Here is a 12511-nt window from a genome sequence, read left to right on the forward strand (position 1 = left end):
TTTTACCTATCGAGGTTAGGAGGTTTTATGTTATTGACCCTATTAGCGTCTGCGACATCTGCCACCCCATTTGTGGCAATCTTTAGTATCTTTGTTTTGGCTATTTTTGTGGGTTATTACGTGGTTTGGGGGGTAACACCTGCACTTCATACCCCACTCATGGCGGTGACCAATGCCTTATCCAGTATCGTCATCGTCGGTGCCATGCTGCAGACCGTCAGCATCGATGGCAATATGTTTACCCCAACCAGCTTATTGGGGGCGTTTGCGGTATTTCTAGCCAGCATCAATATTTTTGGTGGTTTTGCGGTGACGGAACGTATGCTTGCGATGTTTAAATCAAAAGATAAAAAAGCCAAAGCTGAGCCAAACAAAGAAGGAAATGCTTGATGAATGAGAATTTGAATTGGGTCGCCCAACATGCGGATTGGTTTTATTTGATTGGTGCGGTGCTATTTATTTTAACCTTACGGGGTTTATCAAGCCCAAAAACCGCCATCCGTGGCAACCGATTCGGTATGATAGGTATGGCGATTGCTATTATTACCACCTTTTTCTTGGCACCCAGTCCGGTGTTTGTATTAATTGTTGGCGCGATGGTGCTAGGTGCTGTGGTCGGTACTTGGAAAGCACGCACTGTCGCTATGACGCAAATGCCAGAAACCGTGGCTTTGATGCACTCTTTAGTCGGTCTATCGGCAGTTGCCATCGCACTAGCGAGCGTATTGCATACAGGCGTCGAGCATAGCACCATCGCGCGGTTTGAGTTGTTTGTGGGCTGTTTTATTGGTGCAATTACCTTCTCAGCGTCAATGTTTGCTTTTGGTAAGTTGGCGGCAAAAAGCTGGGCAAAGACGCTTAAAGGCACTTGGGTAAAACCTGTCCAAGCGCTATTGTTCATCGCGATGCTAGCATTTGGTATTATGTATTTCACCACCCAATCCATGCCAGCGTTTTATGCCATGACCATCCTGGCTATTATTTTTGGCTGGATGTGGATTGCACCGATTGGTGGCGGTGATATGCCTGTGGTGGTATCGCTACTAAACTCATTCTCTGGGTGGGCGGCAGCCGGTATCGGTTTTACCCTAGGCAACTCAATGCTGATTATCGCAGGGTCGCTGGTAGGTTCATCTGGGGCGATTTTGTCTTACATTATGTGTAAAGCCATGAATCGTTCACTGCTCAACGTATTGTTTGGCGGTATGTCAAGCAGCTCAGCCGCTGCGACAGAAGAAGATACGGGACCGAAAACTTACCGTACAGGCTCACCTGAAGATGCTGCCTTTATGATGGAAAACTCTAGCAGTGTCGTCATTGTGCCAGGTTATGGTATGGCGCAAGGCCGTGCGCAAAATGCGGTAAAAGAGCTTTATGAAATGCTTAAAGAAGAAGGCGTGGACGTGCGTTTTGCGATTCACCCCGTGGCAGGTCGTATGCCAGGTCATATGAACGTACTATTGGCTGAAGCGGATGTACCGTATGAAGACATCTTAGAAATGGATGAAATCAACTCGGACTTTGCCGGTACGGACGTTGTGCTGATTATCGGTGCCAATGACGTGGTCAACCCAGCGGCAAAAGACGATCCAAACTCACCGATCTTTGGTATGCCGATTCTTGAAGCAAACAAAGCGCAAACCGTGATGGTCATCAAACGCTCAATGAGTGCCGGCTACGCAGGTCTTGATAATAGCTTGTTCTACATGGATAAAACCATGATGATCTTTGGCGATGCCAAAAAAGTGGTGGAAGACATGATTCGCCATATCAATGGCACAGGTCACTAAGTTTTTGTAACTTTAATCAACCCTGACTAATCAGTTTAGTCAGGGTTTTTTATTTGCTATAATCAGGCGGATATCACAAGGAAAATTTATGAATTTATTAATTCGTTATCTTATATTATGCTTGATGCTAAAATCCGATAAAGCAAAGTCATCCAAACCAAGCTACAGCGATGCGATTATCCGCCACTACCGGATTTTGCCGCATGATATGGGGTTTCGTAATCATGTGCCTAATTATCGCTACTTAAGCTTTATTGAGCTTAACATCCAACAGTGGCTGATGCAGCAACGCCCAACGGACAAGCTAGGTTGGGTGATTGCATCGCAACAATTAACCTACATCAAAGAAAGCTTTGTGTTTGATAAATTGACGCTTCGCAGTCAATTATTGGCTTGGGATAAAAAATACCTGTATTTTCGCCACGAGTTTTGGGTGAAAAATGACTTAAATGTGGTGGCACTGACCAAAATTGTATTGATGCTAGATGGGCAAGTGCAACCGACCCGCGTCATTGTACAACAAGACGAACAAACCCATCCTGTCATCAAAACTTGGCAAGACAATCTTAACGAAATCAAAAAACTCACCCCCATCAAATAACTGGAGAAAAATATGTCCCTCAAATGGAACGACACGTTAGAAATTGCCATTCAACTTTCTGAAAAATACCCTGATGAAGACGTGCAATATATTCGTTTTACCGATTTGCATCGGTATGTGACGCAGTTGGAAGAATTTGGCGATGACCCAACCAAATCGACTGAAAAACAACTAGAAGCGATTCAAATGGCTTGGCTAGACGAACTAGATTAAGCTGAAGGCAATATTTGGCTTAACAGCATTTAGTCTAACAGCAAGTTTTGTAGTATTTGCTCATAAATTGCGGCAAGTTTACCCAAATCTTCGACTGCTACACACTCATCAATCTGGTGGATGGTGGCATTACGCACGCCAAGCTCAACCACTTCAGGCGACCTATTGTCAACGTTCAAGGTTGCGATAAAACGACCATCTGAGGTGCCGCCTGTGGTTGAAAGCTGTGTATCTGTCCCTGTCACGGCTTTAATCGCGGATTGACAGGCGCCGACGAGTTTGCCTTGCGGCGTCAAAAATGGGTTGCCCGATAATTTCCAATCGATGTGATAACTGGCTGCACTGTCTTGAAAATGCTTATCAAAAATCGCATGAGTGGTTGCTTTAAGTTTCTCATCGTTGGTCTCAGTTGAAAAACGAAAATTAAACTCGGCGCTTAACGTTGCAGGAATCACATTGTTAGCCCCAGTGCCTGCATTAAGGTTGGAGATTTGCAGGGTGGTGGCGGGAAAATACGCATTGCCATTGTCCCAAGTTTGGTTACAAAGCTCGGACAGGGCTGGTAAAGCATAATGAATAGGGTTCACTGCCAAATGCGGGTAGGCAACATGGCCTTGTTTGCCGGTCACCGTCAAAACGGCGCCGAGCGAGCCACGGCGACCATTTTTGATGATATCGCCCAAGCTGTGAGTACTAGAGGGTTCGCCAATCAAGCAATAGGTGATTGGTTGGTTGCGCGATTGCAATGTTTCAACCACTTTGACTGTACCGTTGATTGAAGGACCTTCTTCATCAGCGGTAATTAACAAAGCAATTGAGCCGTGATGATTGGGGTGCTTGGCGACAAAATTTTCAACAGCGACAGTAAATGCCGCAATCGCTGTTTTCATGTCTGCGGCACCACGCCCATACAGTATACCATCTTTGATAGTAGGCTCAAATGGCGGATAAGTCCATTGGCTGACATCCCCCGTGGGCACGACATCGGTATGGCCTGCAAAACATAATACGGGCGCCTGCGCCTGCCCACGACCTTGACGAATTGCCCATAAATTTTTGACTTCTGCTTCGCGTCCTGTTGCGCCTTTTTCACCAAAGTATAAAAACTCACAATCAAAGCCGAGGTGGTTAAGCCGCTCAGCCAGTATATTTTGACAGTTAAGGTCAGTCGGCGTCACTGATGGCTCGCGCATCAGCTGTAAACTTAGTGCTAAGGTTTGCGCTTGAAGGTGGTCTAAATCAGTGGCGTTACTGGCATAATCAGTCATTGTCGTTTCCTTAAAAATCTCTCAAAAATCTCGCTTATTTGCGCTGCATATTAGCATAAATTAGCGCCTTAGCGCGTCGCATTGTTCGCAATCGCTCAGGATTTTGGCTACAATACGCTTTTTTTCTCACTGTACTTTTTTCTCGCTATGCTTTTTTTCTTACTGTACTTTTTTCTCACTGTGCTTTTTTTGTGTTTTTTGCGAATGTTACTGGGGACCTGTGGTACCGATGAATCTCTCTACTTTTTTCATGGGCATGAGCGTGTGCTTTTCTCTGATTTTGGCGATTGGGGCGCAGAATGCGTTTGTGCTTAAACAAGGGCTAAAACAACAATTTGTCTTTATCGTGTGTTTGATTTGCGCGTTATCCGATGCGGTGTTGATTACCGGTGGCGTGTTTGGCTTTGGCAAGCTGATTTCGCAATTTCCGCTGATTATCACCATTGCCAAATACGCAGGGGCGTTGTTTTTAATTGTGTATGGTGCTCGAAGTTTTATTGCGGCTTATCAATCAAACCAATCGCTCGTGGCGCAGGGTGAAGACGTTGGTAATTTAAAACAAGTGATTGCCATGTGCTTGGCGTTTACTTGGCTCAATCCCCATGTGTATTTAGATACGGTGATTTTGCTTGGGACGATTGCGTCACAGGTTACTGATAAACTGGCGTTTGCATTGGGCGCAATTTTATCTTCGTTTATCTTCTTTTTTAGTTTGGGTTATGGTGCGCGTGTGCTGCAGCCGCTATTTGCCAAACCACTGTCTTGGAAAATTCTTGATATCCTCATCGGGGTTGTGATGTGGGTGATTGCGGCAAGTTTATTACTGGCTAATTAGCCCATCTTTTCTCATCCAAGTGGCAATGGAAAAGCGTTGACGATGGGTGATTGCGACTTGATGGACTAAGTTACTATTAAAAATCACCAATCTGTTACCTTGCGGCTGTAATTGTTGCTGTGTGTCATGTTGGTCGATGACGACAATTTCACCGCCATCGTGCGCGCCCCAACTCTCATTGAGATAAAAAACTGCCGATAACACACGTTCATCACGTCCTTGCGGATTGTCTGAATGCCACTGATAACCAAACCCTGCAGGGTAGCGGGCATAGTGGGCTTCACTACGGCGAATGCCTGTGTATAAGGTTTGATTAAAAAATTGCGCGAGCTCATTAATCGCTTGTAGATACTGAATACCCATCGGACAGTGCTCATCAATCCAGCGGGTGCTATCCCCGCGAATGCTAGTGATTCGCTCACCCTGCGTCAAATTGGCCGCTTGGTAATCAATCAAGCCACTCTCTTTTTGTAACGCCCGAAAAAATTTGACGTCAAAACAGTCATCTAGCACGATAAACCCGTCATTAACCAAACCGTCAAGCTGTGCGTCGTTTATTTTTTCAAACCAGTTGGGCAGGATAAAATTCAACTCTGGCATGTGCGCTGTGTTTCCTCCAGCATTGTTTAAACATTTAACTGGGCAATTTTTAGCAAAAACTTCTAGCAAAAACTTCGCCAATTTTTGATAGCTATGCTACCATACCTGCTAATTTGTTTACGAAAAATTTATTATGAATTATCAACACAGCTACCACGCAGGCAACTTCGCTGATGTGGTAAAACACGTTTTATTACTCCAATTACTTGAGATGATGAGCGCCAAGCCAAAACCTTATTATATTTTGGATGCGTATGGTGGGCGCGGTTTGTATTCACTGGCCAGTGATGAAGCCAAAAAAACGGGTGAAGCCATCCATGGTATTACCAAACTACTGGCGCAAGATAATAGCCAAGCGCCACAGGCGGTGCAAACTTATCTACAAGATATTGGCTACGCCAAAAAATTCTATGATAAGCATGTGTATCCAGGTTCGCCTTGGTTTATTGCCCATCACATCGAAAAACAACAAGACGCTCACCCAGAGATTAACAATCGCGCCGAAGCGTTTGAATGGAAAGCCAGCGAGTTTGATGCGCTCAACTACCAACTGCACCAATTGCCGATTGGCGTGCAACATCGTAACGCCTATGAAGGGATTTTGGCGGTATTACCACCCCAAGAAAAACGCGGGTTGATTTTAATCGATCCCCCCTTTGAACAGGAACATCGTGATTTTAGCGCATTGGTAGATTTGTTGGTCAAAGCGCATAAAAAATGGTCAACCGGGGTGTTGGCTCTTTGGTACCCCATCAAAAATAACGATGCGGTTGAGCTGTTTTATAAAAAAATGAAACGCACCGAAATCCGCCGTCAGTTGGTGCTTGAGCTGAATATTTTTCCCCCTGATTTGCCGATGGGCTTAAATGGGACGGGTATGTTGGTGATTAACCCACCGTGGCAATTTGATGCTAAAGCTGAAGAGATTTTGCAATATTTACAGCCAATTTTGCAGCATCCTGAAAGCCCACAAATGAGCGTGGAACAGCGTACCAAAGTACAGTGGTTGGTTGGCGAATAATGCCACACTTGGCGGGTTAACTGGTCATCAAACCCGCCAAATTTCGCAATTTTTTACCGAGCTTGATGCACCTAGCAACAGACGATTTATTATAGACGACCTGCAAGAGACAACCTGCAAGGATAATCAATGAATAACGATAATAATAACCAACCAACCCTTATCAAAACGCCCATCGACCCATCCAAACAGCCGCCACCGGCTCAGCATATCAATCCAATTCAGCTTGAGCATCAGCGTAACCGTGAATTGGCAGAAACCGATGACTATGATGGGCTGACCTTTGAAGTCATTGAAAATGCGCGTGTCGCTGACAAAACGATTGCGCAAAAAGGCGTTTATTTAATTCCCAATTCATTTACGCTATTGTCGCTGCTTGCGGCATTTTATTCGATTACCCAAAGCGCGTTGGGGGAAGGGCATTACATGCGTGCCTGTGTGGCGATTTTTATCTCGGCATTGCTAGATGGGTTAGATGGTCGGGCGGCAAGGCTGTTCAATGCACAAAGTCCCTTTGGCGAGCAGCTAGACTCGCTAGCCGACTGCATCGCGTTTGGACTTGCGCCTGCGTTATTGATTTATCATTATGCGTTAGAGCCGTTGGGGCGTATTGGTATCGCTTGCGCCTTTGTGTATGCTGCTTGTGCGGCGCTTAGACTGGCGCGTTTTAATGTACAAATTGGTGTCGTTGATAAAAAATACTTTGTTGGGGTAGCAAGTCCGTTAGCCGCTATTTTAGTCACGACGTTTGTGATGGTGCATATGGATTGGCAAGTTGAATTGCCGGCGACCAGTCGCGCTTTTCAAATCTTGGCAGCCATTTGGGTGGTGATTGCCGGCTTTTTGATGGTGAGTAATTTAAAATACTATAGCTTTAAAGAGTTTGATAAAAAGCGTGTCCCCTTTGTGGCACTCATCTTGATTGTGTTCGCGCTCGGTATCGTGCTGTATAATATTCCTGCAGGATTGCTCGCCATTAGCGTGATTTACGCCTTATCGGGCCCAGTAACTGCGGTTTGGAGCAAGTTTAAACGCAAATCTGTTTAGAGCTACTTTAGGTTTTTGTTTCAGTAGCAATTTTTTTTAGAAACGGATGTTCAAATAGTACAAAAACTGGCATGATGAGCGTATCGTTTTCATGCCCGTTTTTTTTTGGGTAACATGATGCGTTGTTCAAGGATATGAACCATTAATTTCCTCATAAGGAGTATGAGATGCACGGTAAGTCTAATTTAATCCACCCTACTTTTAGCCTAACCAAAATTTTTATCTCGGTGTGGTTGGCCTCAACTCTAGCCGCTTGTGGTAGCGACAATGATTCTGCGACAACGCCACCTGCAAAAACAGGCGTTGCTTCACTGCCCACAGGTAATTTAATCAAAGATCCATTAACGACCAAAAATCTCACCGCCAGCGCCTTAACCCAGTTATTTAATACCACAGATCCCGATTTTAGCCAAGTTGCAGCCACGCCCAAGTGTGGTGTGCGTGTAGAATACATGCAATATGATACTGTTGATGTCAAGGGTAATAAGACCGATGCGACGGGTGCTGTGTTTATTCCGACAGGCACGGATGCAAGCTGTAGTGGCAATCGACCCATTGTACTCAATGCCCACGGTACGGCAACGACCAAAGCCTATAATTTTGCAGAAGTGGGTAATGCCAACAATGAAGCAGGACCAGCCGCGACATTGTTAGCGGCTCTGTTTGCAGGGCAGGGCTATGTGGTTGTCTCACCCAATTACGCAGGTTATGACAAATCAAGCCTAGCTTATCATCCATACCTCAATGCCCAGCAGCAGTCACACGAGATGGCAGATGCGTTAAAAGCAGGCAGGGAAGTGGTACGCCGCACGGGCAGTGCAACCAATGTAGCTGACAATGGCAAATTGTTTATCACAGGTTATTCTCAAGGTGGCTATGTCACTATGGCAACCACACGCTATCTTGAAACGCTCAAAGAACCTGTGACAGCAGCACTGCCAATTTCTGGACCCTATGCCATGGAAGCCTTTGGTGATGTGGTATTTGGTGGCAAAGTCATGCTCGGTGCGACGTTTTTTGCCCCGCTGATGGCTCGCAACTATCAAGAGCAGTATGGCGATATTTATGCCAAACCCAGTGACATGTTTGCGCCAGCCAATGCCGATGAAATCCCCTCGCTACTGCCTAGCACCAGTATGACTGATATGCAACTCATTTTAAGTGGCAGATTGCCTGCCTCAGCGATGTTTCAAAAAGCCCCAACGGGCAATTCAACGCTCGATGCGATATCACCGTCTGACCCAGCATTTAGCTTTGGTTTTGACACGACGCATTATTTAGTCAAAAATGACTACCGATTAGGGTACTTGGCAGATGCCCAAAAAAATGTCGATTGGGCAGTGCCTTATTTACAAGGTTATACCAACTATAGCCCAGTGCCAGCCACACTGCCTGAACATCCACTACGTAAAGCGTTAAAAGCCAATGACTTGCGCGGCTATTTACCCACAATGCCTGTCATTATGTGTGGTGGTAACCAAGATCCGATGGTATTCTTTGACGTAAATACTAGCTTAATGAAAAAACTATGGGATACAGATACTAATAAAACTAGCGCGACCAAGTTGGGAATTATTGATATTGATGTCACCAATCGCGCCACGCGTCAAAAACCGATTTATCAAACGTTAGGTTTTGATACCGTTAACAATAATAGCATCCAGTCTCAATCAGAAAAAATGCAAGCAGGATTTGCTAGCAAAGTGCAAAATATTGCAGCGAATGCGGCTGCCAACGGGGGCAATCCATCACAAGCCATCGCTATGCAATATCATGGTTTAGTCACGCCGTATTGTATGGGTGTGGCACAGACATTGTTTAGTCAGTTCTAAATTGGCGATAGCCTGAAGCTATAGCCAATTAACCAACATGCACTTAACTGATTCTCATTTAACAAAGCCTGTTTATCAACAGGCTTTGTCATTAGACAGTTTATTTTATAGATTATTACAATAGTTGATTAAGATAGCTGGTTAATTTTGGGCAGTTTACCATGGGGGTAAAATAACACCCGTCAAAGCATGATATTTTGACATTACCGTCGACATTTGGCGGTGAGTTAACTGCTAAATCATGCGTTTTATGCTATAATTATTCCTTTTTACTATCCTAAAAATATAACGTCATCTGTGTTACTTTTCTGAAGTTTTTGATTGGGGTTTTTTGCAGCTTTTGGTCAAAATTGCGCATTGCTTTTAAACGCATGGTTGTTAGCTTAGGCATCGCCTTGAAAAGTAAAATAAATAAGATGACTCATATATTTAAGTAGCTTGATAAAAGGAGCGTGCATGTCCACCGATTCCGTTAGCCCCATTGGCATCGTCGATGAATTAAAACAATCTTATCTCGACTATGCCATGAGCGTAATTGTCTCCCGTGCTTTACCTGATGTGCGTGATGGGCTGAAACCTGTCCATCGCCGTGTGTTATACGCGATGCATGAATTATCAAACGACTTTAACAAACCTTACAAAAAATCGGCGCGTGTGGTCGGTGATGTTATCGGTAAATACCACCCGCATGGCGATACGGCAGTTTATGACGCGATTGTGCGTTTGGCGCAGCCGTTCTCAATGCGCTATATGCTCATCGATGGTCAAGGTAATTTTGGTTCAGTGGATGATGACCCTGCCGCAGCGATGCGTTATACCGAAGTGCGCATGCAAAAACTTACTCACCAAATGCTGGGTGATTTGGATAAAGACACTGTGGATTGGGAGCCAAACTATGATGGCTCGGAGCAAATGCCAAGCGTCATGCCAGCCCGTATTCCAAATTTGCTGGTCAATGGTGCCACAGGGATTGCGGTGGGTATGGCGACCAATATGGCGCCACATAATCTGACCGAAGTGATTAATGCCTGTTTGGCCTATGCCGATGATCCGCACATCTCTGGTGAAATGCTCATGCAGCATATCACCGGTCCTGATTTCCCAACAGGCGGTATTATTTATGGTCGTTCAGGCATTGTCGATGCTTATCGCACCGGTAAAGGTCGCTTGCATTTGCGCGGCAAATATCACATCGAACCGATGAGTGAAACGGGCGCCAATAAAGAACGTGAGCGTATTGTATTTACCGAGATTCCATACCAAACCAATAAAGCAAAACTGATTGAAAAAATCGCAGAATTGGTACGCGATAAAAAACTTGAAGGCATTAGCGAGATTCGTGATGAGTCAGATAAAGATGGGATGCGTATCGCCATTGACTTAAGACGTGGTGAAAACGCGGAAGTCATCGTTAACAACCTATTTATCCAAACGCCTTTAGAATCAAGTTTTAGCATTAACATGGTTGCCTTAGATGAAGGCCAACCTAAAATCATGACGTTGCGTGATTTGATTGCCGCCTTTGTGCGTCACCGCCAAGAAGTGGTCACTCGCCGTACTATTTTTGAACTCAAAAAAGCGCAGGCGCGTGGCCATTTGCTCGAAGGACTAACGATTGCCCTTGCCAACATTGACCGTATTATTGATACTATCAAGGCATCGGCAAACCGCCAAGAAGCCCGCGATAACTTACTGACCAATACTTGGCAGTCAGGTGGCGTGATTGCCATGTTAGAGGCAGCAGGCAGTCATTCGATTCGCCCTGATGTGATTGAAGGCGAAGACCTAAACGCCCCATATGGACTGATTGATAACAACCAACATTATCGTCTATCGCCTGACCAAGTCAATGCTATTTTGGATATGCAGCTGCACCGTTTAACGGGGCTAGAGCAAGACAAGCTACAGCAAGAATTCAAAGAAATCTTGGCACTCATTGCCCAATTACAAAGCATTTTGGATAACTTTGAGCAATTAATGCAAGTAATCAAAGACGAATTAATCCAAATTCGTGAGGATTTTGGCGATGCGCGCAAAACCCAAATCGTCGATAGCCGCAGTGACTTTAGCCGTGCAGATTTGATTCCTGAACAAACCGTTGTGTTGACTGTTTCACGCACGGGCTATGCCAAAACCCAGCCTATCAGCGACTACATCGCCCAAAAACGCGGTGGCAAAGGCAAGTCAGCCACTGCCATGAAAGCAGACGACGTCATTGACCATATGGTGGTCACGTCCACACACAACAACGTGATGATTTTTACCGATCGTGGCCGTGTATTTGGGTTACAAGTGTTTGAAGTGCCTATGGCCAGCCGCGGTTCGCGTGGCCGTCCGATGGTCAATCTGATTGCACTCGATGCCGATGAAAAAGTCACCGCCATCTTGCCCGTGACCGAAGACGACAAGCAAAATGACAATAGCTATGTGTTCTTTGCAACCGCATCGGGTATGGTAAAACGCGTCCAATTGTCACAATTTAAAAACCTTCGCGCCAACGGACTTCGCGCTGTTGAGCTCAACGACGGCGATAACTTGATTGGTGTTGCCATTACCGATGGCGAGCAAGACATTATGTTATTTTCTAATGAAGGTAAAGCCATTCGCTTTAATGAAAGTAAAATCCGTGCGATGGGTCGTACCGCAAAAGGGGTACGCGGTATGCGGGTGACGCTACTGGCCAATCAAGGTATTGAAGACGACGACACCGAGCTTGAAGACGATAGCCAAGATGACCAAGACAATGACAGTGTCGTTGCGGTTAGCCGTGTGGTGTCGTTGGTTGTTGCCCCACAGCAAGGCGAGATTTTATGTGCTTGTGAGCGTGGCTTTGGCAAACGTACCCCTGTCTCTGATTTCCCTGTCAAAGGTCGTGGCGGTAAAGGTATTATCGCCATCAAAACCACGGCGCGTAATGGCGAGCTGGTGCAGGCATTAGCGGTAACCGATGCTGATGATATTGTACTGATTTCTGATGCCGGCACGCTGGTGCGTACACCTGTCGGACAAATCGCGCAGACAGGTCGTAATGCGCAAGGGGTCACCCTGATTCGTATTTCACAAGATGAATCATTGGTTTCTATCGCTTTGGTTGAAGGCGGTAGTGAAGACGAGCTGGACGAAGAGAGTTTAGAGACAGCATTGTCTGACAATATGGCGCAAGATGGTACTGATTTACCAGACAGCGCGGATTTACAAAACATCGAGTTGTCTGATGCGCTGCAGCAAGATGGTTTACTAGAAGCCGATGCACAACAGTTAGATGACTAATTTGTAGCTTTGATATTTGTAACCTCGCTTTATC

The 12511-nt window shown here is 45.4% G+C and carries 11 protein-coding genes; 9 read left to right on the forward strand and 2 right to left on the reverse strand.

Going from position 1 to position 12511, the window contains the following annotated elements; genetic code table 11:
* Positions 1–27: 27 nt before the first annotated feature.
* The 4 genes from ACAM39_RS05425 (at position 28) to iscX (ending at position 2604) form a co-directional block, all read left to right on the forward strand.
* Entirely contained in the window at positions 28–390 is a 363-nt protein-coding gene (locus ACAM39_RS05425; RefSeq protein WP_007116659.1) for a proton-translocating transhydrogenase family protein, read from the forward strand.
* Positions 391–401: 11 nt separating this feature from the next.
* Positions 402–1790, forward strand: a complete 1389-nt coding sequence (locus tag ACAM39_RS05430; RefSeq protein WP_095355761.1) for an NAD(P)(+) transhydrogenase (Re/Si-specific) subunit beta — start codon at positions 402–404, stop codon at positions 1788–1790.
* Between the two features lie 88 nt (positions 1791–1878).
* A complete protein-coding gene (locus tag ACAM39_RS05435) occupies positions 1879–2391 on the forward strand; it encodes an acyl-CoA thioesterase (RefSeq protein ID WP_369628504.1) in 513 nt (170 codons plus the stop codon).
* 12 nt (positions 2392–2403) lie between these two features.
* Positions 2404–2604 (forward strand): Fe-S cluster assembly protein IscX, encoded by a 201-nt coding sequence (gene iscX / locus ACAM39_RS05440; protein WP_007116656.1) that lies wholly within the window; start codon positions 2404–2406, stop codon positions 2602–2604.
* A gap of 29 nt (positions 2605–2633) precedes the next feature.
* Here iscX and dapE read toward each other — a convergent pair whose 3' ends face one another.
* Positions 2634–3872 (reverse strand): succinyl-diaminopimelate desuccinylase, encoded by a 1239-nt coding sequence (gene dapE, locus ACAM39_RS05445; protein WP_369628505.1) that lies wholly within the window; start codon positions 3870–3872, stop codon positions 2634–2636.
* A gap of 220 nt (positions 3873–4092) precedes the next feature.
* On the opposite strand from dapE, the gene ACAM39_RS05450 reads away from it, so the two are divergent.
* Complete coding sequence (locus ACAM39_RS05450; protein WP_369628506.1) at positions 4093–4707, forward strand: LysE/ArgO family amino acid transporter; 615 nt, start codon at positions 4093–4095, stop codon at positions 4705–4707.
* On the opposite strand, the gene ACAM39_RS05455 is transcribed toward ACAM39_RS05450, so the two are convergent.
* Positions 4693–5307 (reverse strand): 2OG-Fe(II) oxygenase, encoded by a 615-nt coding sequence (locus ACAM39_RS05455; protein WP_369628507.1) that lies wholly within the window; start codon positions 5305–5307, stop codon positions 4693–4695. The genes ACAM39_RS05450 and ACAM39_RS05455 overlap by 15 nt on opposite strands.
* Before the next feature lie 133 nt (positions 5308–5440).
* Between ACAM39_RS05455 and ACAM39_RS05460 the strand changes: the two genes are divergently transcribed.
* The 4 genes from ACAM39_RS05460 to gyrA all read left to right on the forward strand — a co-directional run bounded on the left by ACAM39_RS05460 (position 5441) and on the right by gyrA (position 12477).
* Entirely contained in the window at positions 5441–6328 is an 888-nt protein-coding gene (locus ACAM39_RS05460) for a 23S rRNA (adenine(2030)-N(6))-methyltransferase RlmJ (protein ID WP_007116651.1), read from the forward strand.
* Between the two features lie 129 nt (positions 6329–6457).
* On the forward strand, positions 6458–7375 hold the full coding sequence (gene pssA / locus ACAM39_RS05465) for a CDP-diacylglycerol--serine O-phosphatidyltransferase (RefSeq protein ID WP_369628508.1): 918 nt from the start codon (positions 6458–6460) through the stop codon (positions 7373–7375).
* Between the two features lie 167 nt (positions 7376–7542).
* Complete coding sequence (locus ACAM39_RS05470) at positions 7543–9207, forward strand: alpha/beta hydrolase family protein (RefSeq protein ID WP_369628509.1); 1665 nt, start codon at positions 7543–7545, stop codon at positions 9205–9207.
* Between the two features lie 456 nt (positions 9208–9663).
* Positions 9664–12477 carry a DNA gyrase subunit A gene (gyrA, locus tag ACAM39_RS05475; protein WP_369628510.1) on the forward strand — a complete coding sequence of 938 codons (2814 nt, stop codon included), beginning with the start codon at positions 9664–9666 and terminating at the stop codon, positions 12475–12477.
* The last annotated feature ends 34 nt before the right edge of the window (positions 12478–12511 follow it).

The sequence above is a fragment of the Moraxella sp. K02 genome, from assembly GCF_041154755.1.
Classification (GTDB): Bacteria; Pseudomonadota; Gammaproteobacteria; order Pseudomonadales; family Moraxellaceae; genus Faucicola.

Excerpts from the sequence above, each read along its gene's own strand:
- ACAM39_RS05425 (WP_007116659.1), top strand. The coding sequence starts at position 28 with ATGTTATTGACCCTATTAGCGTCTGCGACATCTGCCACCCCATTTGTG.
- ACAM39_RS05435 (WP_369628504.1), top strand. The coding sequence starts at position 1,879 with ATGAATTTATTAATTCGTTATCTTATATTATGCTTGATGCTAAAATCC.
- iscX (WP_007116656.1), top strand. The coding sequence starts at position 2,404 with ATGTCCCTCAAATGGAACGACACGTTAGAAATTGCCATTCAACTTTCT.
- dapE (WP_369628505.1), bottom strand. The coding sequence starts at position 3,872 with ATGACTGATTATGCCAGTAACGCCACTGATTTAGACCACCTTCAAGCG.
- ACAM39_RS05455 (WP_369628507.1), bottom strand. The coding sequence starts at position 5,307 with ATGCCAGAGTTGAATTTTATCCTGCCCAACTGGTTTGAAAAAATAAAC.
- ACAM39_RS05460 (WP_007116651.1), top strand. The coding sequence starts at position 5,441 with ATGAATTATCAACACAGCTACCACGCAGGCAACTTCGCTGATGTGGTA.
- pssA (WP_369628508.1), top strand. The coding sequence starts at position 6,458 with ATGAATAACGATAATAATAACCAACCAACCCTTATCAAAACGCCCATC.
- ACAM39_RS05470 (WP_369628509.1), top strand. The coding sequence starts at position 7,543 with ATGCACGGTAAGTCTAATTTAATCCACCCTACTTTTAGCCTAACCAAA.
- gyrA (WP_369628510.1), top strand. The coding sequence starts at position 9,664 with ATGTCCACCGATTCCGTTAGCCCCATTGGCATCGTCGATGAATTAAAA.